Source organism: Acinetobacter sp. IRS14 (assembly GCF_034650275.1).
GTDB lineage: Bacteria > Pseudomonadota > Gammaproteobacteria > Pseudomonadales > Moraxellaceae > Acinetobacter > Acinetobacter oleivorans.
The window spans coordinates 12385-33375 of the sequence record NZ_JAOVFN010000027.1; the positions used below are offsets into that span (position 1 = coordinate 12385).

The 20991-nt window shown below is 39.1% G+C and carries 23 protein-coding genes; 18 read left to right on the forward strand and 5 right to left on the reverse strand.

Annotated elements, in window-relative coordinates:
* The first annotated feature begins 85 nt into the window (after positions 1-85).
* The 4 genes from ODQ17_RS17245 to ODQ17_RS17260 all read left to right on the forward strand — a co-directional run bounded on the left by ODQ17_RS17245 (position 86) and on the right by ODQ17_RS17260 (position 2382).
* A complete protein-coding gene (locus ODQ17_RS17245) occupies positions 86-544 on the forward strand; it encodes a DUF6438 domain-containing protein (protein ID WP_322905227.1) in 459 nt (152 codons plus the stop codon).
* A gap of 135 nt (positions 545-679) precedes the next feature.
* Positions 680-1093 (forward strand): YeeE/YedE family protein, encoded by a 414-nt coding sequence (locus ODQ17_RS17250; protein WP_322905195.1) that lies wholly within the window; start codon positions 680-682, stop codon positions 1091-1093.
* A gap of 4 nt (positions 1094-1097) precedes the next feature.
* On the forward strand, positions 1098-1511 hold the full coding sequence (locus tag ODQ17_RS17255) for a DUF6691 family protein (protein ID WP_322905197.1): 414 nt from the start codon (positions 1098-1100) through the stop codon (positions 1509-1511).
* Between the two features lie 4 nt (positions 1512-1515).
* Positions 1516-2382: an MBL fold metallo-hydrolase gene (locus tag ODQ17_RS17260; RefSeq protein ID WP_322905199.1), complete on the forward strand. Its 867-nt coding sequence runs from the start codon at positions 1516-1518 to the stop codon at positions 2380-2382.
* A 54-nt stretch (positions 2383-2436) separates the two neighbouring features.
* Here the strand turns inward: ODQ17_RS17260 and pcaU are convergent, their stop codons facing one another.
* The gene (gene pcaU / locus ODQ17_RS17265) at positions 2437-3249 is read right to left on the reverse strand and encodes an IclR family transcriptional regulator PcaU (protein ID WP_000030964.1); all 813 of its coding nucleotides are present in this window, start codon (positions 3247-3249) and stop codon (positions 2437-2439) included.
* A gap of 42 nt (positions 3250-3291) precedes the next feature.
* Entirely contained in the window at positions 3292-4212 is a 921-nt protein-coding gene (locus ODQ17_RS17270; RefSeq protein ID WP_013197679.1) for a LysR family transcriptional regulator, read from the reverse strand.
* An 88-nt stretch (positions 4213-4300) separates the two neighbouring features.
* Between ODQ17_RS17270 and ODQ17_RS17275 the strand changes: the two genes are divergently transcribed.
* From ODQ17_RS17275 to ODQ17_RS17290, 4 genes are read left to right on the forward strand one after another with little or no spacing between them, the layout of a single operon-like run.
* Positions 4301-5545 carry an acyl-CoA dehydrogenase family protein gene (locus ODQ17_RS17275; RefSeq protein ID WP_322905201.1) on the forward strand — a complete coding sequence of 415 codons (1245 nt, stop codon included), beginning with the start codon at positions 4301-4303 and terminating at the stop codon, positions 5543-5545.
* Between the two features lie 19 nt (positions 5546-5564).
* Complete coding sequence (locus ODQ17_RS17280; protein WP_322905203.1) at positions 5565-6686, forward strand: phosphotransferase family protein; 1122 nt, start codon at positions 5565-5567, stop codon at positions 6684-6686.
* Positions 6683-7381 carry a histidine phosphatase family protein gene (locus ODQ17_RS17285; RefSeq protein WP_009392107.1) on the forward strand — a complete coding sequence of 233 codons (699 nt, stop codon included), beginning with the start codon at positions 6683-6685 and terminating at the stop codon, positions 7379-7381. The genes ODQ17_RS17280 and ODQ17_RS17285 overlap by 4 nt, the downstream gene beginning before the upstream one ends.
* 15 nt (positions 7382-7396) lie before the next feature.
* Positions 7397-8140 (forward strand): SDR family oxidoreductase, encoded by a 744-nt coding sequence (locus ODQ17_RS17290; protein WP_322905205.1) that lies wholly within the window; start codon positions 7397-7399, stop codon positions 8138-8140.
* Positions 8141-8174: 34 nt separating this feature from the next.
* Here ODQ17_RS17290 and ODQ17_RS17295 read toward each other — a convergent pair whose 3' ends face one another.
* From ODQ17_RS17295 to ODQ17_RS17305, 3 genes are all read right to left on the reverse strand, one after another.
* A complete protein-coding gene (locus ODQ17_RS17295; protein WP_322905207.1) occupies positions 8175-9431 on the reverse strand; it encodes an OprD family outer membrane porin in 1257 nt (418 codons plus the stop codon).
* A 109-nt stretch (positions 9432-9540) separates the two neighbouring features.
* Entirely contained in the window at positions 9541-10890 is a 1350-nt protein-coding gene (locus ODQ17_RS17300) for a spinster family MFS transporter (protein WP_100193540.1), read from the reverse strand.
* A 416-nt stretch (positions 10891-11306) separates the two neighbouring features.
* Positions 11307-11774, reverse strand: a complete 468-nt coding sequence (locus ODQ17_RS17305; protein ID WP_322905210.1) for a MarR family winged helix-turn-helix transcriptional regulator — start codon at positions 11772-11774, stop codon at positions 11307-11309.
* A 149-nt stretch (positions 11775-11923) separates the two neighbouring features.
* Between ODQ17_RS17305 and ODQ17_RS17310 the strand changes: the two genes are divergently transcribed.
* From ODQ17_RS17310 to feaR, 10 genes are all read left to right on the forward strand, one after another.
* Positions 11924-13033 (forward strand): amidase, encoded by a 1110-nt coding sequence (locus ODQ17_RS17310; protein WP_322905212.1) that lies wholly within the window; start codon positions 11924-11926, stop codon positions 13031-13033.
* A 36-nt stretch (positions 13034-13069) separates the two neighbouring features.
* A complete protein-coding gene (locus ODQ17_RS17315; protein ID WP_322905229.1) occupies positions 13070-14218 on the forward strand; it encodes an acyl-CoA dehydrogenase family protein in 1149 nt (382 codons plus the stop codon).
* A gap of 25 nt (positions 14219-14243) precedes the next feature.
* On the forward strand, positions 14244-14603 hold the full coding sequence (locus tag ODQ17_RS17320; protein ID WP_000387554.1) for a hypothetical protein: 360 nt from the start codon (positions 14244-14246) through the stop codon (positions 14601-14603).
* Between the two features lie 4 nt (positions 14604-14607).
* Positions 14608-15141, forward strand: a complete 534-nt coding sequence (locus ODQ17_RS17325; protein ID WP_322905214.1) for a nuclear transport factor 2 family protein — start codon at positions 14608-14610, stop codon at positions 15139-15141.
* A gap of 29 nt (positions 15142-15170) precedes the next feature.
* Positions 15171-16448, forward strand: a complete 1278-nt coding sequence (locus ODQ17_RS17330) for an aromatic ring-hydroxylating oxygenase subunit alpha (RefSeq protein WP_019458819.1) — start codon at positions 15171-15173, stop codon at positions 16446-16448.
* 10 nt (positions 16449-16458) lie between these two features.
* Entirely contained in the window at positions 16459-16944 is a 486-nt protein-coding gene (locus ODQ17_RS17335) for an aromatic-ring-hydroxylating dioxygenase subunit beta (RefSeq protein WP_322905216.1), read from the forward strand.
* A gap of 10 nt (positions 16945-16954) precedes the next feature.
* Complete coding sequence (locus tag ODQ17_RS17340) at positions 16955-17692, forward strand: SDR family NAD(P)-dependent oxidoreductase (RefSeq protein ID WP_322905218.1); 738 nt, start codon at positions 16955-16957, stop codon at positions 17690-17692.
* Between the two features lie 34 nt (positions 17693-17726).
* On the forward strand, positions 17727-18680 hold the full coding sequence (locus tag ODQ17_RS17345) for a PDR/VanB family oxidoreductase (RefSeq protein WP_100193537.1): 954 nt from the start codon (positions 17727-17729) through the stop codon (positions 18678-18680).
* 45 nt (positions 18681-18725) lie between these two features.
* The gene (locus tag ODQ17_RS17350; protein ID WP_311073900.1) at positions 18726-19682 is read left to right on the forward strand and encodes a p-hydroxyphenylacetate 3-hydroxylase reductase component; all 957 of its coding nucleotides are present in this window, start codon (positions 18726-18728) and stop codon (positions 19680-19682) included.
* A gap of 198 nt (positions 19683-19880) precedes the next feature.
* Positions 19881-20795, forward strand: coding sequence for a transcriptional regulator FeaR (gene feaR, locus ODQ17_RS17355; RefSeq protein WP_004708584.1), 915 nt, complete (start codon positions 19881-19883; stop codon positions 20793-20795).
* Positions 20796-20991: the final 196 nt, after the last annotated feature.

Genomic DNA, 20991 nt, shown 5'->3' on the forward strand with positions numbered 1-20991 from the left:
CACAAAAAATAGTCTTTAATGACAAGAAGTGTATGATTTGATAAATTAAAGCCACTTGATAATAATAGGTGATACGATGAGATTTTTGGTTCTTGCAACTTTATCTGGTTTAGCTTTGATGGGTTGTGCTTCTGTTCAGCAAGCACCGAATACACAAGAGACAATTCGTTATGCTTCTAGTCCATGCTTTGGCGCATGCCCGATCTATTCTGTAGAAGTAACACCTACGGGTCTAATTCGTTTTGAAGGTAAGCAATACACTAAAGCTATCGGTGTTAAAGAAATTCAAGGTAGCGTACAAGACTATAAAAAACTTGCAGATGATTTAAAAGCTTATCGTCCTGAAACAGGTACACAATCTAAAACTGCGGGTTGTCAGCAAACGGCAACTGACATGTCTAGCTATTACATTTCATGGATTCAACCAAATGGCACGGAAACAAAATTAAGCCATTACACAGGTTGTATCTCTCCGGCAAATACTAGATTGAATAAGGTCATGGAAAAACTGCCTGAACAATTAGGCATTAAAGATCTAATTTAATGACAAAAGCCCCAAAACTTTGGGGCTTTTTCTTGTTAAGAAGAATTATAAACTCAAAAGTTTTATATTAAGTATTTCTAAAAAAATCAGCGTATAATACAGATTATAAAAACATATATTGTTAAGAGTGGTTATATGTCAAATATTGTCTATGCCTTTTTGGGTGGTTTATTACTCGGCATCGCAACAGTTGGATATTTATATATAAATGGTCGTATAGCCGGAATTAGTGGATTGCTTGCTCAAATCATTAATCCTACTAAAGATACTTTTAAAAGTTCTGCATTCTGGTTCATTGCAGGACTCGTGATTACACCTTTCATATATGGCTATTTTTATCAGCCTGAAATTGAAATTAAAGCCAATACATTTGCACTTATTTTAGCCGGCGCACTTGTTGGTTTTGGAACACGGCTAGGCTCTGGATGTACAAGCGGCCATGGCATTTGTGGTATGAGCAGGCTATCAAAACGCTCGATGATAGCGACAGCAGTTTTTATGTTTGCTGGCATGTTAACCGTCTATATCATTCGTCATGTGCTGGGGTAATCCTATGAAAAACATTTTTGCTTTTATATTTGGTGGTTTGTTTTCATTAGGCTTAATGATTTCGGGCATGTCTAATCCAGAAAAGGTATTAGGTTTTTTAGATATCTTTGGGCAGTGGGATATCAGCTTAATGTTTGTGATGTTAGGCGCAATTGCTGTGGCATTGATTCCATTTCAAAAGGCTATAAAAAGTCCTAAAACGATTTTTAATGAGAAAATTCAATTACCAATGAATACACAGATTGACCAAAGATTAATTGTTGGCGCTTTTATTTTCGGTATAGGCTGGGGAATAGCAGGGATATGTCCAGCGCCCGCTTTAACGCTTATCGGATTAGGACATTTTGAAGCGCTCTATTTTATTGTGGCTATGTTATTAGGAATGTTTATTTACCGAGTCTTAAATAAAGGAAATTAAACCTATGCAACGACCTCTAGTAAAAGATTTTTTTGATGAAAACACCAATACTTTTAGCTATGTTGTTGCGGATTTAGCGACTCGTCAATGCGCGATTATTGATAGTGTGCTTGACTACGATGCCGCATCGGCGACTACAAAAACGACTAATGCTGATCTGATTGCCAATTATGTCTTGGCTCAAAACTTTAAAGTGCAATGGATTTTAGAAACTCACGTCCACGCCGACCATATGACTGCTGCCCAATATTTAAAATCTAAATTGGGCGGTACAATTGCAATTAGTCAGAAGATTTCAATCGTACAAGAAACATTTTCTGCTATCTATAATTTTGATTTTAAGAAATTCAATGAAAATCAACCGTTTGATTATTTATTTGAAGATCATGAACATTTCAAAATAGGGGATATAGAAGCCTATAACATTCCTACACCAGGGCATACACCTGCTTGCTTAAGTTATGTGATTGGTGATGCTGTTTTTGTGGGTGATACTTTATTTATGCCTGATTATGGTTCGGCCAGATGCGACTTTCCTAAGGGAAGTGCTGCTGCACTTTATGATTCGGTACAAAAACTTTATACACTTCCTGACAACATGCGCATGTTTTTATGCCATGACTATAAGCCCGAAGGTCGTGATGAATATGTCTGTCAAACAGATATTAGAACCCAAAAGCAAAGCAATATTCATTTAAATCGACGCGTTTCCAAAGAATCATTCATAAAAATGCGCCAAGAACGAGATGCAACTTTGGCAATGCCAAAATTAATTCTGCCTTCAATTCAAATTAATATGAACGGTGGAAACTTTCCAGAGCCAGAATCAAACGGCATTCGTTATTTGAAAATTCCTTTCAACTACTTTTAGAAATAGCCTAAGCATAGAATAAAATTTATCCTATCAAAATAGCCTAAGCAAGATTTAAAGAACTTGTCTTAAGTCCCGCGAAGTCTCTTGCAATAGCGGCAGAATGTGTTGAACTAAATATTCTTCAGTTGTTTTCATGGTGGGAGAGACAATATTTAAAGCTGCAACAACTTTAAAGTCTTGTCCATAAATTGGTACGGCGAGCGCATGAACGCCTAATTCGTGTTCTTCACGTGAATAACACCAATCTTGTTCTCGAATCTCTTGTAATAACTCTAAAAATTTATCATTCTCGACATGCGTATACTTGGTTAAACGTTGGAGAGGATATTTTTGAAGCCAGTCCAATTGTTCTTCTTGGCTTAAATGTGCCAGTAAAATTTTACCCGCCGAGGTTGCATGAGCAGGTAAGCGGTTACCCAAATGCAAACCATATGGATTTACGCGGTCAGTTTGTTGGTGGGCAGCACTACGGGCAATGGTAATGGCTTCATAACCATCAAGCACCATCACTGAATAAATAAGTGAAGTTTGGTTAGTTAACAGATTTAATAAAGGCTGAGACACTTTCGGAAGCTGAGCTGCACCTAAATAAGCTCCTGAAAATTTAAGAACTTTCGGGGTTAAATAGTAATAGTGACCATCAGACTCAAGATAACCTAAATATTCTAAAGTTAATAAATGACGTCTTGCTGCCGCTCGGGTGAGCCCGGTTTTTTCAGCCGCCATAGAAATATTTAAACGATGTTGATTACTGCTAAAGCTATCTAGAATCGCCATGCCTTTACCAATGCCAGCAATGTAATCTTCATGACGAATCGTTTTTTTGTTGTCCTGATTCTGGATTATCCGTTCATCTTTACTCATTACTGGTCCTTGTACGATAAAAGCTTAGTAGATCAATTTGCTTTACTGAAAAAGTTTAATAATTTCATGTCGCAAAAATTGATGCCTTAAATTATCCCTTAAATCTTCGTGCCAAAACATACCCATTTTAATATTGGTTATCTCAAAAGGCAGAGAATGTAAGCAAATTTCAGGACTATAAGATAAATGCTGCAAAATCATACGAGGCATGGTCAGTATTGCGTTGGCCTGAGCCGCCAGAACTTGTAACGCCGTTGAATAGTTTTGACATCGCATAAATACGTTTCTTGAAATTTTTTGATGTTGGTTTAAATAAATATCTTCAAGCAAAGCGCCCGTACGGCGTGATGAAACACCAATGTGTCGTCCATTAATATAACGAGATAAATCGACTTCTTTAAGTTGACTGCAAATGACGAACTCATCTGTTACCAAATGGTCAAAGGTAATTTTTGGAGATAAATATTGTTCTAGGTCAATCACGAAATCGAGCTGCTGCGTCGCCAAGTCCGCCATAATATGTTTTCGATCTAGCTTCATACTGACAAACTGCAAATCTAAATTAAGATTTTGAAAATGTTGAGCAAGCCTTGGAAGAATAATCGGTTCAATCTCATCATGAACGGCGATTTTTAAGCTTTTTAAACTGGTTGGATCAAAGACATGTTTCTGTTGGCTAATATTTTGAATCGTTAAAAGTGCTTGCTTAACAGTTGGATAAATCTGTTCTGCAAAAGGCGTTGCAGACATTTTATTGCCTACTCGTATGAATACATCATCTTCAAGTTGCTGACGTAAACGCTGCAAAGCATGACTTGCTGCTGACTGTGTAATATTGAGACTGCTTGCCGCATTTGAAATACTTTTTTGCTCATAAATTGCGATAAATAGCGGATATAAATTGATATCAATTCGATGAAAAAAACTTAAGTCTAGGCCATGCAGGTTATGAATATTATTCATGAGGTGTTATTTAATAAAATCATTTCATTCATATTAAGTTTCAAGTTATGTTGATGTAAAGACCAGATAATGATGTAAAGGAAAAAGAATGTTTGAACTCTCCAAGAAAGCTCAGGATTTTACCGAGCGAACAAGAAAATTTATTTTAGAAGAAATAGAACCTGTCGAAGCAAAATTTTGGGAAGAAGTTCATGAATTAAATCCAGATGGAAACTGGAAAAAGTGGCAGTGGCCCGAGCTTTTAGAAACTCTGAAATCTAAAGCTAAACAAGCTGGTCTTTGGAATATGTTTTTACCTGATGAAAAGTTGGGTGCAGGGTTAACTGTTCAAGAATATGCGCACATAGCCGAATTAACTGGTCGTAGTTTATTGGCACCAACCGTTTTTAACTGTAATGCGCCAGACACAGGAAATATGGAATTGTTATGGCGCTATGGCAGTGAGCAGCAAAAACAACAATGGTTAGAACCTTTATTGGACGGAAAAATTCGTTCGGTTTTTTGCATGACTGAACCAGATGTTGCGTCAAGCGATGCAACCAATATGCAAGCGACTGCACTCATTGATGGTAATGCAATTGTTTTAAATGGAAAAAAGTGGTGGTCGTCTGGCTTAGGTGACCCAAATGCTAAAGTCATTATTTTTATGGCACATACTCCAGATGAAACTAAAGACCGCCATCATCAACACTCTATGGTTTTAGTACCGATTGACACGGCTGGTGTCGAAATTCAACGGATGTTACCTGTGTTTGGTGACTACGATGCACCACATGGACATGGTGAGGTTCATTTTAATAATGTTCGAGTACCTATTGAAAACTTTATTGGTGGAGCGGGCCAAGGTTTTGAAATTGCACAAGGGCGTTTAGGGCCAGGGCGTATTCATCATTGCATGCGCTGTATTGGAGCTGCTGAAAAAGCGCTAGAGCTTATGATTGATAGAGGTATGTCTAGAACGGCGTTTGGTAAAGAAATTTTAAAACTCGGTGGAAACCTCGAACGCGTAGCCGATGCTCGAGTAGCCATAGATCAAGCCAGACTTTTAACCTTGTATGCTGCTTATAAAATGGATACTTTAGGAAATATGGCTGCTTTGACAGAAATATCTGCAATTAAAGTAGTGGCTCCGAGTGTTTTAGAAAAAGTAGTCGACATGGCAATTCAGCTACATGGCGGTGCGGGCCTTTCAAGAGATACACCATTAACAGGTTTCTTTGCTCAAGCACGCAGTTTACGTTTAGCTGATGGCCCAGATGAAGTACATAAAGGCATGATTGCCAAATTAGAGTTGGCCAAACGTGGTTATTTCGGTCGTCATAAGAAAGTATAAGTTTAAAGGAAGTGAATATATGTCGGTAATTGATGTAGGCGGTGAAGTACGTGAAGGTGAAGAACTTGATATCGGGGCAGTTGAAAACTGGTTAAAAAACCAAGGTGTTGAGTTAGTTGGCCCAGCGGTCATTACTCAATATACAGGTGGGGCGTCGAATTGGACTTACCGTTTAAAGTATGAAAATACCGATTTAATTTTACGTCGTCCTCCAAAAGGAACAAAAGCGAAGTCGGCCCACGATATGGCCCGTGAATATATGGTGCAAAAAAACCTTGCGCCTTATTATCCAGTGCTTCCTAAAATGGTGGCACTTTGTCAGGATGAATCGGTCATTGGCTGTGATTTTTATGTCATGGAACGTATTGAAGGCATTATTCCTCGTGCAAAATTACCGCCTGAGCTTGGCTTTAATGAAGAAAATGTTCATGAGCTTTGTGTAAACGTTATTGATAAGCTGATTGAGTTACATCAAGTTCCTTATGAGAACACGCCTTTAGCTGAACTAGGCAAAGGAACAGGATATTGCCGCAGACAAGTTGAAGGTTGGGATAAACGCTATGAAAAAGTCCGTACAATCAACGTTCCTTCATTTAAATATGTTCGAAAATGGCTAAACGATAATATTCCTCAAGACTCTACAACTTGCATTATTCACAATGATTGGCGTTTTGATAATGTTATTTTAGATCCACAGCATCCAACAGAAGTGATTGGCGTGCTCGATTGGGAAATGGCGACCTTGGGTGATCCATTAATGGATTTGGGCAGTGCTTTGGCCTATTGGGTTGAGCCAACGGATAACATGATTTTTAAATCAACACGCCGTCAGCCGACTCACTTAAAGGGAATGTTCTCTCGTAAAGAAGTCGTTGAGTATTATTTGCAAAAAACAGGATTGGACCCTCAAAACTGGGCTTTTTATGAAGTGTTTGGTGTATTCCGTTTAGCAGTGATTGCCCAGCAAATCTATTATCGTTATTACCATAAACAAACTCGAAATCCTGCATTTAAAGATTTCTGGATCGTGATTCATGCGCTACATATCCGAGCTTTAAAACTTATCGCACAGCAAAAATTGCAAGATTCTGAATTTGCTCAGCAATCTCTACAGAAAATACAGGGTATTTTAAGAAGATGACCACAATTTATCTGGTAAGACACGGACAGGCATCGTTTGGTAAAAGTAACTATGATGAGCTGTCTGAAAATGGCGAGGCTCAGGCGACTTTGTTAGGTCGTTATTTTAAGCAAATATTGAAAGAACAACCTTATGTGGTTGCTGGAACTATGCAGCGTCATGAGCAGACTGCAAAACTTGCACTAAATGAATGCTTTCCAGATGCGGTGATTCATCATAATAATTTATGGAATGAGTTTAACCACCAACAAGTTTTTGCCCGTTATGAACCGCGTTTTGAACAGCCTGAACTGTTAAAAGCTGACGTGGCGCAAGAACAGAACCCTCGCGCATATCTTGCCAAAATATTCGAAGGTGCCATTGGACGATGGACAGATGGAGATTTTCATCATGAATATGATGAATCTTGGCCGCATTTTAAAGAAAGGGTCGAAACAGCATTGCAGCAACTTTGTGATGAGTTAGCAAAAACCAAACCTCGTTATGCAGTCGTTTTTACCTCTGGTGGTGTGATTTCTGTAGCAATTGGAAAATTGCTTGAACTGAGTCCTAATCGAACTTTTGCGTTGAATTGGGCAATTGCGAATACAAGCCTCACGACTTTACGGTTGGTTGGAAATGAAGCTCAGGTTTTAAGTTTAAATGAACATCATTTTATAAAAGCTGAGCGTCCAGATTTACTGACATGGATTTAAAATAAGGATAAAAGCATGGCGAAGACAATTTTAATTACAGGTGCAAGTTCTGGTTTAGGCGCGGGTATGGCGCATGAATTTGCAGCCAAAGGTTATAACTTGGCAATTTGTGCACGCCGTTTAGACAGATTGGAAACTTTAAAAACTGAACTGGAAAATCAGTACGGTATTAAAGTCATTGCAAAAAGTCTGGACGTTACCAATTACGATCAAGTTTTTGAAGTATTTCGCGCCTTTAAACAAGAGTTTGGCTATTTAGACCGAATTATTGTAAATGCGGGAGTCGGCAATGGCCGCCGTATTGGTAAAGGTAATTTTGAAATTAACAGAGCCACAGCTGAAACAAACTTTATTTCTGCTTTAGCGCAGTGTGAGGCAGCAGTTGAAATTTTTAGAGAGCAAAATGCAGGTCATTTGGTGGTGATGTCATCCATGAGTGCTATGCGCGGATTGCCAAAACATTTATCGACCTATGCAGCGAGTAAAGCTGCGGTCGCTCACTTGGCTGAAGGTATTCGTGCTGAATTATTGGATACGCCAATTAAAGTCTCAACCATTTTCCCGGGTTACATCCGAACTGAAATGAATGAAGGTGCTAAACATTTACCTTTTGAAGTCGATGCCAAAACAGGATGTAAGGCTTTGGTTAAAGCTATCGAAAAACAACCCGTAAAGGCCTATGTGCCGAAGTGGCCATGGTTTCCAATGAGTATTGCTATGAAGGTTTTGCCTTTAAGGTTAGTCAATAAATTAGGATAAAAAATACCCCCTAAATTTTAGGGGGATTTCTTAGTTAAAACTTTTTGGTGTAATTGACGAATAAACGGTCTTCGCCAAAGTCATTGCCGTGTTTGACGTTGTAATCAATACGAATATATTGCAGGGCAACACCTTTTAAGAACGGCTGCTGAAATGCGTAGTTTAAAATCACATTCGACTCGGTTTCGTGGTTTTTCTCACCATTTGCTGCTTTAAAGTCATGTCCGTAAACATATTTCACCATCGCGTTTAGGCCTGGCACATAATCTTTAAAGTCGTAGCCATACATGACATGGTAAGACTTTTCATCTTCTTTAAAGAAACCTGTGGCATTCCAGTTAATGAAATACGTCTCTGGTAAGAAGCCATCTGGTAGCGGGTAAGCTGATTCACCAATAATCTGTTGGTAACCCAAACCAAAGGTATGGTTTTTTACTTTAACGGTTTCAAGTAATCCAATGTTCTGCGCATCAATATCAAAAGTATTGCCATCATCTTTTGCATTGAAGTATTTGAATTTAGAGGTGAGAGCAAAAGTTGACTGCTTCCACGTATGTTCAAGCCCAACATAATGCTTGTTATACAGATCTTCTAAATTACCAAAGTAGTATTCGCCCTTTAAAGACGGCGTGAATTGATATCGTAAGTCAATGTAGTTCAAACCATCAGATTCTTTAGTAACCCCATTTGCCGTAAAGGAAAACTTTTTAAAGTCTTCTTCATTTCGTGGCGACACTTTTTCCACTCGGCCAATTTCGGCATAGAGCTGATCTGAAAGTTGAGACTTTAAGTTGGTTCCCCAATACGATGTGAGTAACTGACGACTAGCATCGACTGCCGTTACAGGTAAATCTAGCCAGAGTTCACCGACACTTAAAAGGGTTTTGTCATAGCCCAGCTTTAAAGTCGCACCGTATTTTAGATAATCTGATGCTTGAGATTGCGTTTCTTTATTAAAAGGCAGAACAGTATCTGCGACATGTTTGTCTGAACTTAAGCGCACGGCGTATTGAACAGAAGCATCAGCCCCAATCGTAAGCGGCTTATCTGCTATGACTAACGGAGTGTCATGCATTTTCGATTTATAAAATAAAGACGCTGCCTGAGACCAACTGCCAGTATCTTTTAAGGCATCATTATCAAAATCACGGTTGATATAGGCATTTTTTAAAGTGAATTTCCATTCATCTTCAGTTTGCTGATTTGGATTTGCGGCCCATGAGTTGCTGCACATCAGTAATAAAGTGGCAACGGTTAAAGTATGTGGTTTAAAACGGTGAAATAATTCCATAATCCATTTCCCAGATGTATGCCAGTCCTCGGCACTACGTAATTTTGAATATTTCGGTACTCTCTAAGCGTTTGGTTAGAGAGTACATTTTTGCAATTTGTGAGATCTATTAATTTAATTTTTCAAGCTTCATGCTTTCACTAAAGAATTTGCAGCCTTTAAAAAGCAGTATTAGAGCCAGTACACACGACAGACCACCGACAATAGATAAAGAAGAACCCACCATTAACGGACTACCAAAAACTTTATCTGTGATAATGGCCACCAATGTTGTACCAATACCGAGTCCAATTAAGTTACTCACCAAAAGAAATAGGGCAGAAAGACGTGCTCTAAATTGGTTAGGTGCTAACATCTGCAAAGCAGTTGCTGAAATCACTAAAGGGAAAGATGCAAAGAACATTGCAGGAATCAGTAAGCTAACTGAAAGCCAAAGCTGATCTGTTTGGGTAAAAAACGCGATTGGAATAATCAGGCCAACAATACCAATCACCCCCGTGAACATCGGCGCATCTTGACGACCTTTTTTAATAAACCAGTCGTTTAACCAACCTGCACAAAACACACCTAAGGTATTTGCAATTAACAGAATTGTGCCGAGCATGTAACCTGTTTCAGTCGGTGCGAGTTGAAACTTTCGAATATAAAATGCAGGTGTCCAGCTAGTCAGACTGTAGAGTGCCATTGCATAAAAGGTAAAACCTAAATAATGACAAGCAAATGTTTTCGAATGCTTTTTAATAAACTGAAGACATTGTGAAAATTTGACTTGGTCAACTTGTCCATTTTGATTGAGCTGTTGGCCTTTACGTGCAGGGTCTTTAACGGTCAGAATAAATAGCAGACCAATAATGATGCCGGGTAAACCTACTACAAAAAAGGCAATTTGCCATGCTTTAAGTGCGCCTAATAGTGGAACTTCAATGAGTGTCACGCCTTTAAGTAAGTTAATGACATAACCGCCAACTAAAAAGGCGATACCACCACCTAAAAAAGCGCCAATTGAATAAATCCCGACAGCACGACCTAGTTTGTCCTTACTAAACATATCGCTGAACATTGAATAAGCAGCTGGAGATAACGCAGCTTCACCTACACCGACCGCCATACGGCTCAAGAATAGTTGAATAAAGTTTTTACTTAGGCCACAAGTTGCCGTTGCTAGACTCCAAACAATAATCCCGATTGAAATCAGTTTTGGTCGTGAAAAACGATCGGCAATATAGGCTAAGGGTAACCCCATAACCGCGTAAAACAGTGAGAAGGCAAGGCCATGTAACAGGCTAAATTGTGTATCTGAAAGTTGGAGATCTGCTTTGATGGGTTCAATCATCAGCGCCAGAATTTGGCGATCAATAAATGAAAATATATATGCCAACATACAAAGTGTGACGACATACCATGCATAAGCATTGCTTTTCTTTTGTGTCCTTTCAACAGCGATATTACTTTGGTTCATACACTTAATCCTTATGTATAAAACGCTTAAAGAAATTGATATCTAACTTTTATTATTCCTCTGAAGTTTTCGATATTTCCCCCTTTTAGATAAGAATAATAAATAGGCTAGAAATGAGTAATTTGGTCTCGTACAGACCGGAAGAGTGCGTCTAAACCCAATTAGGAGTTAATGGGTTTTCAAAGATCATGGAATTATTATTTTCTTTTTATATGTAAAATTCCATTACTTATTGAGTATGTTAGAATACCTAAAAAGTATGTTAAGTAAACAGATAGTAATAATTTATTGAATTAAGAGAATGATTTTTATTTATTTTTTAATATTAAAACTTATTTTTAATAAAGAGCAGCGAGAAAAGAAGAACTGTTTCATGCTGCTCTTGAGTGTATCGAACCCGATATCAAGTCAAATAATCAACTTGATGGCATGAGGTCAAATAATTTTTTTAACTGGTTATTTAAATTATGTAGCTCGTCTTCTGAAAAAGCGTTAAGGATGCCTGCCAAGGTAACCACACTAATCTGATTAATCTGTTCAACAAGCTCAATACCTTTGATCGTTAATTTCACCATCGAAATTCGTTCATCGGTGGTAGAAGAGTAGACCTCAACAATTCCATCTTCTACTAAGCGATATACAGCTTTTGTTGCCGTAGTTAACTTTAAGGTAGAAAGATTAGCGATATCGGTGATACTGGCTTCACCCAAAGCATTAGTACTTAAAATGATTTTACGGCGTGTATTATCAATACCTAGTTTTTTTATTGATTTTTCAATGAGTTGTGAATATTTTCCGTTAACTTGAGAAACCCAAAAAAAAGGGAAGTTTTGAATACTCGACGGTTCTTTATTAGGAAGAAATTGTTCTAAATGATCAAGCATAGCTAAGCAATAACTTAGTGAAAAAAGGGTAATCCTATTATAAACAAAATTTTGGATATTTCCTTGAGAACAAATTATAAAAAATACTTGACAATTCCATTAAATTTTCTGATATTTTAATTAATGAATAAAAATACATGGAAAAGTGAATGAATATTGTTAGCCAAAGCGTGCACAAAGGAAGTGGCAAGCTCAAGGTGATGGTCAAGGATACAATTGATATTCAAGGTCTAAAAACCATTGCTGGTAGTCGAGCTTTACTAAATGTTGAACCTGCTCAAGATGATGCCGAGGTGGTTAAAAACATTTTAAAAGCTGACTGTGAAATTATTGCGAAAACAAATTTGCACGAATTGGCTTTTGGAATTACGGGCATTAACCATGCTTTTGGTACACCCATCAATCCAAAATATCCTGAACTTATTCCAGGCGGCTCTTCGAGTGGTTCGGCTGCGGCAGTTGCTGCTAAACAAGCTGACTTTACTTTAGGTACAGACACGGGCGGTTCTATCCGTATGCCCGCTGCGTGCTGCGGAGTTTTTGGATTAAAGCCAACTTTCGGTCGTGTCAGCAGAAAAGGCGTATATCCACCGTCGAGTTCTTTAGATTGTGTTGGTCCTTTTGCAAATTCAGTCGATATGATTGAAAAGGCCATGCAAATTATTGATCCAACTTTTAAACCTACTGAATTTACTCGTACACCAAAAATTGCTGTTCTCGATGTCAAAGCAGATGAGGTTGTTTGGAACTGTATTCATCAAGCACTTCAAAAAGCCAATTTACAGATCACTTCAGAAAAAGTTGAACATTTTGAAGCGGCTTATGACGCAGGCATGCAGATTATTAATTATGAAAATTGGCAAGCTTTTGGTGAGTTAACTCAAACCGGCTTAATTGGTTCTGATGTAAATGGTCGTTTATTAAAAGCGGCACACACCACTTTAGAGCAAGTACAACAAGCGGAAGCTGTGAAAGCGCAGCTCACCCAAGAACTCGATGCTTTATTAGAAAAATATGATGCATTGGTCCTGCCGACACTTCCACAAATTCCACCGAAAGTTTCTGAAGCTGAAAACACAGTCGCTTTTTTGAATCTTACAGGTTTAGTTCGACCATTTAATTTATCAGGTCATCCCGTTATTTCAGTGCCACTTGAAACCAGTGAAGGTTTACCAGTGGGCTTACAGATCGTATCGAAGCATCAAAAAGATGAGCAATTATGCGCTATAGCTAAATTTTGTGTTGATGCAATGCAATAAATTACAAGGAGTTAGATGATGAATAAGTTGTCTAAAATGGAGTTTGCTTCTCAAGACAAAGTAGTTGACTTAGACGCTTTGTGTCAAGAAATTCGTGAGCGTGCCTGTACAGGTGAATTTGATAATCAGGCCTATGTGAGCCAAGACATTATCGAAAAGCTTAAGCAAATCGGTGTTTACCGTGCTTTGGTTCCGAAACGTTTTGGCGGTGACGAATGTTCGCCACGACAGTTTTGTGAATTGATTGAAACATTATCTAAAGCTGATGGTTCAGTCGGTTGGGTAGCAAGTTTCGGTATGAGCCCTGCGTATTTGGGAAGCTTGCCTGAAGATACACTGAAAGAATTGTACCAAAACGGCCCAGATGTGGTGTTTGCTGGAGGTATTTTCCCACCACAACCTGCCGAAATTACCGATGAAGGTGTCGTAGTTCGTGGACGTTGGAAATTTTCCAGCGGCTGTATGGGAGCTGACATTGTCGGCGTGGGGATTTCACCGCTTAAAAACAATGAAATGCAAGGCTTACCACGCATGGCAGTGATGCCTGCCAAAAAAGCCAAAATTGAAATGACTTGGGACACCGTTGGCTTAAAAGGAACAGGAAGCCATGACTTAGTCGTCGAAGATGTATTGGTCGAAAAGAAATGGACCTTTGTACGTGGTGAACCTTCAAAACTCAGCGAGCCATTTTTTAAATATCCGTCGCTGTCTTTAGCGACTCAAGTATTAACCGTGGTGGGTATTGGGGTCGCAGCTGCTGCATTAGAAGAATTTGAAAAATTAGCTCCAGGTAAAGCATCCATTACTGGCGGGTCAGAAATTGCAAACCGACCAGTAACTCAATATGAGTTTGCTCAAGCTGATGCAGAGTTTCAGGCTGCAAAGTCTTGGTTTTATCAAACCATGGATATTGTCTGGAATGAAATTATTGCTGGTCGTGAAGCAACTGCTGAACAAATTAGCGATATGCGTCTGGCATGTACTCATGCGGCTCGAGTTTGCGCCAAAGTGACCCGAAAAATGCAAATGCTCGCGGGTATGACAGCAATTTATACCAACAATCCATTTAGCCGTTTTGTGAATGACACCAACGTGGTGACTCAGCATGCCTTTATGGGCGATGCGACCTTACAAAATGCAGGCTCAATCAGTTTCGGGTTAAAACCAACCCCAGGTTATTTATAAGTTTAATTTTTAAAAGGATATTGAAATGGAAGCTAAAAAATCATTACGCGTTTTGTTCTGCATGGGTATTAACCAAAACTTTTTTGATGCAGAACCTGCTGAAGCAAAAGCAGTTTGGGCAGCGTTTGGTGAAATGTGGAATGGTATTCATGACTTACCGGGCGTACATGTTTTTGGAAATCTTGATGATGACCAAAGCATGGTTGGCCCAAGTGCGGGCTGGCCTTGGACAACTTATTTGCTTGCAGATGTTCCAGATATTGAAACCGTACACGCGGCTTGTAACTTGTTTAGAACAACCGTGGTGGGTGAAGGGCCATACAAACTTTGGAAATATTGCAAAGTTGAAGCTCGTGTTGGGCGCGAATTGATTATCCAACGTTAAGGCGATGGCAATGAATGACAAAGTGAATCTTGCAGAAATCATGGAACGGTTAGAACAGTTAGAAGCGCACAACGCCATTCGTAATTGTTTGAACCGTTATATGGAAATCTGCGACGAGCTCAATACAAATACAGATATTGATGAGCTGATGAATCTTTTTGATCAAGACTGTATTTGGGAGGGTATTGGTGAGAAATATGCCAAATCCTTTGGCCGTTATGATTCTTGGCAGTCGATTTACGACATGTTTAAAAGCTATACCCAAAAAGAATCTCACTTTGTTATGAATGCACACTTTGTAAATTCAGAACAAATTTATGTAAATCAAAATGATGCAAATGCTTCATGGCTGATGTTGCAGACTTCAACGTTTAAAGATGGCCGTAGTCATCTGAATACAGCAAAGCTCAACGTGAAGTTCCAAAAGCAAGCAGATGGAACATGGAAAATTAAACATTTCCAAACACAGAATATTTTCAGTCGTCCCGTATCGCATTGGCACAGTGAAGCCGAACTGCCGGTACCTTCCCAGGAATGACCCAGGACATATTTAAAAGGACTATTGATATGAACAGTATTATCCCGACGCATAACATCGGCATTGATTACGATGCTTTGGTTCAAAGTGACCGTGCCCATACTTCTCTTTATAAAGATGAACGCATTTTTGATGAAGAGATGGAAAAAATCTTTTATAGCACTTGGGTGTGGGTTGCGCATGCCAGCGAAATTCCAGAAGGTGGAAGCTATAAAACGATTAACATCGGTAAACAACCTGTGGTTGTGGTGCGTGACCGTAAAAAGAAAGTCCATGTACTTTTAAACCGTTGCCGTCACCGTGCCGCAACCGTATGCGAACATAAAAAAGGAAAAACCAATAGTTTTGTATGTCCGTACCACGGTTGGAGTTATGCACTTGATGGTAGTTTACGCGGAGTCCCATCTCCGGAAAGTTACGGTGATTGTTTAGATAAGTCTGAATTACCACTGGTGAGTCTACGTGTAGAAGAATATAACGGCATGATCTTCGCTTCATTTAAAGAAGATATTCAACCGCTTGAAGAGTTCCTTGGGCCAGCAAAAAAATGGATTGACCTATTTATGAAACAAGGTGCGGGTTATCCAATTAAAGTGTTGGGTGAACACCGTTTCCGTTTTCCGGGTAACTGGAAAATCCAGCTTGAAAATACTACTGATGCATATCACTTCCCGTTGGTACACAAGTCATTCTTAAGTTCTGTCGATGAAAAAACCGAAGAACTCTTTAACTTCGAAAATCAACCAGGTTTTGTTGAAGACTTAGGAAACGGTCACAGTGTGATGGTGATGATTCCTGAGCTGGTTGATTTAGACGAAGAGCTCATGGAACGTCCAATACAAGAACGTTTTGAAGATTTGGCTCAAGCTTTGCGTGATGAAGGTCATGAAGAATTAGAAGTACGCCGTATTGTTCGTGCAGTTGGGGGTTCTGGTTTTAACTTAAATTTATTCCCGAATATTGCATGTTCGATGGCATTTTTCCGTGTTTTACAGCCAATTTCGGTGGCTGAAACAGAAATTCATCACTCGGTAATTACCATGGACGGTGGTCCGCAAATTGCCAACCAATATCGCTTACGTTTGCATGAACATTTCCAAGGCCCATTTGGTTTTGGTACGCCAGATGACTCTGAAGCTTGGGAACGCGTACAACACGGCGCCAATGCAGGTAATGATTTATGGATCATGCTCAACCGCGGTTTGCCGGGCGAAGTCAAAACTGAAGATGGCTTAAAAAGTGATGTCAGTGCTGAAACAGGTATGCGTGCAGCATATCAGCAGTGGAAAAAGATGATGAAGGCTTAAGGAGAGAGCAATGAATATGAATCTGCAATTATTAAATGAAGTCACTGCTTTCATCTGGGCTGAAGCAGATATGTTGGACCACAGTGAATACCGTGAATGGCTCAACTTATGGAATGAAAAAGGTGTCTATATCATTCCAATTGACCCAAACCTCACTGACTACGAAAACAACTTAAATTATGCCTATGACGATAATCATATGCGTACTTTGCGTGTAGAGCGTCTGGAAAATGGTGAAGCGATTTCTACAGCACCTAAAGCAAATACCGTACGTAGTGTTTCTCGAGTACGTGTTATTCAAGACCAAGATAATCAAATCGTTTTGCGTTGTGCTCAAAACTTGCGCGAGTTTCGTAAAGAAAACCTCAAGCATTACACCGCAGATATTACGTACCATTTGACGCGTGATGCGGCTACAGGCTTTAAGATTAACCGTAAAATCATTAACTTGGTTAACTCAACCGATACCTTAGCTGGTATTAGCTACATTCTTTAGGAGCGGTAACATGAAACAAGTTGTTTTAGTGACAGGTGCTGCTTCTGGACTCGGTAATGTGATTGCTGAATATTTTGCGAGCCAAGGCCATCAAGTGATTTTGTCAGCGAGTACGCTTGAAAAAGCTGAAAATGCTAAGGCACAAAGTCAATATGCACAAAATATGTTTCCCTTGAAATTAGATATTTCGGTTGAAGCTGATTTCCATGCTGCCGTGCAATGGATTGAAGAGAAATTTTCTAAACTTGATGTGTTGATTAACAATGCCACCGTCACCAAAGCAACGCCAGTACTTGAAATTACCGCAGCCGATTTTGATTGGGTGACCCAAGTCAACCAACGCGGTACCTTTCAAGCTTGTCAAATTATTGGTCAATATATGGCTAAAAAAGGCTATGGACGCATCATTAATATGGCGTCTTTAGCGGGACAAAATGGTGGTACTGCAACAGGTGCACACTATGCAGCAACCAAAGGTGCCATTGTGACGTTAACCAAAATTTTTGCCAAAGAGTTTGCGGCAAAAGGGATTACGGTCAATGCGGTTGCACCAGGACCGATGGAATCACCAATCGTTCATAGTGTGGTGTCTGACGAAAAAATGGAACAGTTCATCCAGAATATTCCGGTTAAAGCCTTAGGAAGTATGCATTTTATTGCAGAAACTTGTGGGTTGCTTGCGAGTCCAAATGCGGGGTTTGTGACTGGTGCAACATGGGATATTAACGGTGGTTTATTCATGCGTTAAGCCAATCGCTTAACCATGAAAAGGGAGTTAAATCATGACTACACTTTATGATGTTGTCGTTAAAAATCGCCATGTGGAAGGTGGAAATATTGCAGTCATGGAATTTGAATCTGCAACTTCTGCAACATTGCCAAAAGTTGAAGCGGGTGCGCATATTGATGTGCACTTACCAAATGGCATGGTGCGCCAATATTCACTTTGCCAAAATCCAAATGACGAAGGTAAGTTTCGCCTGGGAATTCTACGTGACCCTGAATCACGTGGTGGCTCAGTCTCGGCTTTTGATGAAATTAAAGATGGCATGCAAATTCAGGTGAGCGAGCCAAAAAATTTATTTCCACTTTTAAAAGCTAAACACAGCGTATTGATTGGCGGTGGAATTGGAATTACGCCGTTAATCACGATGGCGTATCAACTTGCACATGAAGGTGAATCATTTGAGCTTCACTACTGTGGGGCTAGTCCTGAACATTGTGCTTTTGTTGATGAAATTAAAAATGGTGAGTTAGCAAAATACACGACTTTCCATTTTAAATCCGAAGGTGCAAGTCACCGAGCATTTTTTGAATCTGCCATTAAAGATATTGACTCGGAAAGCCATATTTACACCTGTGGTCCAGTTGGTTTTATGGACTGGGTGATTAACCTTGCTACGACACACGATTTTCCTGAGCAGCAAATCCACAAAGAATATTTCCAAGTTGAAACTGACACCTCTGGAGATTCATTTGAGGTGGTGGCTGAGCGTAGCGGAAAAATCATTATGGTTGAAGCTGGCGAAACCATTTTGCAGGCTTTGGCTAAAGAAGGCATCGACATTGAAATGTCTTGCGAGCAAGGCGTATGCGGAACCTGTATGTGCGATGTAATTGAAGGCGAACCTGATCATCGAGATGTTTATTTTACTGACGAAGAAAAAGCCAGCAATGAACAAATATTGGTGTGCTGTTCGCGCTCTAAAACACCGAGACTAGTTTTAGATATCTAATGCTCTCGCAATTTATATGGATGTAAGAGAAGGTTTAGGAGAAAGATGATGAATGTATTACAACAAATAGATGAGTTTACGGTCGATCCACTACAGTTCCGACGAGCATTAGGAAATTTTGCAACAGGCGTTACCATTGTTACTGCACAAAATGCACAAGGTGAGAAAGTCGGTGTAACTGCAAACAGTTTTAACTCGGTATCACTCGACCCACCACTTATTTTGTGGAGTATTGATAAAAAATCTTCAAGTTTTTCAGTATTTGAAGAAGCGACACATTTTGCAGTCAATATTTTATCAGGCACACAAATTGAGCTGTCTAATAAGTTTTCGAGACGCAATATAGATAAATTCGCCGACACAAATTTTCAACTTGGTGCAGGACGTGCACCCATTTTAGAAAATTGTTCTGCTGTGTTTGAGTGTGAACGCTATCAAGTGATTGAAGGTGGTGACCACTGGATTATTGTTGGTAAAGTGGTTCGTTTCCATGACCAAGGCCGAAGCCCGTTGGTATACCATCAAGGTGCATATTCTTGTGTCATGCCGCATCCAAGCCTTCAAGTTAAGCAAACGGAAGAGAACGGCGTAGACCAAACACATTATGGGCACTTATATAACAATGTCTGCTATTTGATGAGTCGTGCTTTTAAAGCTTATCAAACCGACTATATTCCTAAGCAAATGGCTTCTGGGTTCCGTACCAGTGAATCACGTCTCTTACTTGTTTTGGCTAGTGGTACTGCTTCAAGTAAGGAAGATTTACCGCGCGATATTGCTATGCCAATGCAGGAAGTTGAAAGATCGGCTGAAATTCTAAAATTTGAAGGATTGTTGGTCGATCAAGATAATTTATACGCACTGACTGAAAAAGGTAAACAAACAGCGCAGTATTTGTTTGATATTGCCGATAGCCACCAAAACGAAGTATTTAAAAAGTATTCTGAGGAACAAAAGGATATTTTTATTACCATGCTGCGAGATTTTGCAGGAGTAGCATAAGTCCCATTAAGCTGATAAATTGAACTGATTTATCAGCTTCTTCATATCTAGCTGGCTATCATCAAAACAATTCCAAGGATAAGGAATTTTTGGCACACAATTTGTTTATCAATAAAACAAGATTGCAAATAAGCCAAGACAGTGCACCACCACAAACGCAAAATTTTGAGCGGTTGCACATGTATAGAGAGGTAAGGGATGAACCAATATGTAAGCGATGCATTACTCACATGGACGCACCATATTAAAAGTGTGTGCGGCAATTTTGAAACCGATTTTGACGGAACCCGTAATTTATTCATTGGTGAAGTTCAGTGCTTTTTATTGGGCGATACCGAAATTGCTTTTATTAAAAACAATGCCAATAAGATTGTCCGAAAAGCCGATGAAATCGATCGAGTGAATAATCGTTTTTGTTTTTTGATTTTGCAATATTCGGGAAAAATGCTGCTCGAGTATAAAAATGAAACTCTCAGCCTAAATGAAGGCGATATTGTGTTGGTCGATCCGGTCGAAACAATTTCGATGTATCCGCAAGGTTTAGTCAGCCAGATTTCAGTCCATCTATCGCGTGAAAAATTACTTAAAGAAAATATTAGTACTGAATATTTTGGAAAACTGATTACGCAAAATATGAGTGGTTTTTTGCTCAAGAATATTTTGAAAAATATGTCTGCTGAAAACATCAAACTTTGGTACGCAACCGAGGATGGTAATGCTTTTGAAGATGCGCTGATCGCCTTAATCAAACCCACAATCAATTATAAAAATATAAATAGCTCCAATAATCTAATGGAAAAAGCCGAGCGATATATTATAGAAAACTTAGCAAAACCAGATTTAACACCTAAATTAATTGCAGAGCATATTGGGGTATCACTACGACATCTCTACCGTTTATTCCTTCAAGAAAATTTATCTATTAACAAATATATACAGCTCAAACGCCTAGAAAAAGTCAAAGCAGATTTGCTTGATAAAAGAAATAAACAAAGCTCAATTACCCAAGTTGCCTTGAAATGGGGTTTTTGGGACGGGGCGCATTTTTCAAAAATCTTTAAAAAGACTTATGGTATTTCCCCTAAAGAATTTAGAGAGGGTATGTCGGTTTAATTCTTTCATCTCTCAATGTCATTTTTAGACAAGTTCGACGTCATTCTTGAACAAGCTAGCCCTATGTAACTGTGTTGAAATTAAATTCATTAGAGCAGGTTAGATAAGCTTAGTAACCATAAAACTATTAAGTTGGTCTAATGAATTTCACTCACAGGAAGTGCATTTTAACTATCTGATTCAGATAGTTTAGGGA

What these genes read in the sequence shown, in the direction of transcription:
- ODQ17_RS17320 (WP_000387554.1), top strand. Translation starts at nt 14,244, where the DNA reads ATGGAAGCTAAAAAATCATTACGCGTTTTGTTCTGCATGGGTATTAAC.
- ODQ17_RS17295 (WP_322905207.1), bottom strand. Translation starts at nt 9,431, where the DNA reads ATGGAATTATTTCACCGTTTTAAACCACATACTTTAACCGTTGCCACT.
- ODQ17_RS17335 (WP_322905216.1), top strand. Translation starts at nt 16,459, where the DNA reads ATGAATATGAATCTGCAATTATTAAATGAAGTCACTGCTTTCATCTGG.
- ODQ17_RS17270 (WP_013197679.1), bottom strand. Translation starts at nt 4,212, where the DNA reads ATGAATAATATTCATAACCTGCATGGCCTAGACTTAAGTTTTTTTCAT.
- ODQ17_RS17280 (WP_322905203.1), top strand. Translation starts at nt 5,565, where the DNA reads ATGTCGGTAATTGATGTAGGCGGTGAAGTACGTGAAGGTGAAGAACTT.
- ODQ17_RS17285 (WP_009392107.1), top strand. Translation starts at nt 6,683, where the DNA reads ATGACCACAATTTATCTGGTAAGACACGGACAGGCATCGTTTGGTAAA.
- ODQ17_RS17325 (WP_322905214.1), top strand. Translation starts at nt 14,608, where the DNA reads ATGGCAATGAATGACAAAGTGAATCTTGCAGAAATCATGGAACGGTTA.
- ODQ17_RS17340 (WP_322905218.1), top strand. Translation starts at nt 16,955, where the DNA reads ATGAAACAAGTTGTTTTAGTGACAGGTGCTGCTTCTGGACTCGGTAAT.
- ODQ17_RS17330 (WP_019458819.1), top strand. Translation starts at nt 15,171, where the DNA reads ATGAACAGTATTATCCCGACGCATAACATCGGCATTGATTACGATGCT.
- ODQ17_RS17275 (WP_322905201.1), top strand. Translation starts at nt 4,301, where the DNA reads ATGTTTGAACTCTCCAAGAAAGCTCAGGATTTTACCGAGCGAACAAGA.
- ODQ17_RS17250 (WP_322905195.1), top strand. Translation starts at nt 680, where the DNA reads ATGTCAAATATTGTCTATGCCTTTTTGGGTGGTTTATTACTCGGCATC.
- ODQ17_RS17350 (WP_311073900.1), top strand. Translation starts at nt 18,726, where the DNA reads ATGATGAATGTATTACAACAAATAGATGAGTTTACGGTCGATCCACTA.
- ODQ17_RS17310 (WP_322905212.1), top strand. Translation starts at nt 11,924, where the DNA reads ATGAATATTGTTAGCCAAAGCGTGCACAAAGGAAGTGGCAAGCTCAAG.
- ODQ17_RS17315 (WP_322905229.1), top strand. Translation starts at nt 13,070, where the DNA reads ATGGAGTTTGCTTCTCAAGACAAAGTAGTTGACTTAGACGCTTTGTGT.
- ODQ17_RS17260 (WP_322905199.1), top strand. Translation starts at nt 1,516, where the DNA reads ATGCAACGACCTCTAGTAAAAGATTTTTTTGATGAAAACACCAATACT.
- pcaU (WP_000030964.1), bottom strand. Translation starts at nt 3,249, where the DNA reads ATGAGTAAAGATGAACGGATAATCCAGAATCAGGACAACAAAAAAACG.
- feaR (WP_004708584.1), top strand. Translation starts at nt 19,881, where the DNA reads ATGAACCAATATGTAAGCGATGCATTACTCACATGGACGCACCATATT.
- ODQ17_RS17255 (WP_322905197.1), top strand. Translation starts at nt 1,098, where the DNA reads ATGAAAAACATTTTTGCTTTTATATTTGGTGGTTTGTTTTCATTAGGC.
- ODQ17_RS17345 (WP_100193537.1), top strand. Translation starts at nt 17,727, where the DNA reads ATGACTACACTTTATGATGTTGTCGTTAAAAATCGCCATGTGGAAGGT.
- ODQ17_RS17300 (WP_100193540.1), bottom strand. Translation starts at nt 10,890, where the DNA reads ATGAACCAAAGTAATATCGCTGTTGAAAGGACACAAAAGAAAAGCAAT.
- ODQ17_RS17290 (WP_322905205.1), top strand. Translation starts at nt 7,397, where the DNA reads ATGGCGAAGACAATTTTAATTACAGGTGCAAGTTCTGGTTTAGGCGCG.
- ODQ17_RS17305 (WP_322905210.1), bottom strand. Translation starts at nt 11,774, where the DNA reads ATGCTTGATCATTTAGAACAATTTCTTCCTAATAAAGAACCGTCGAGT.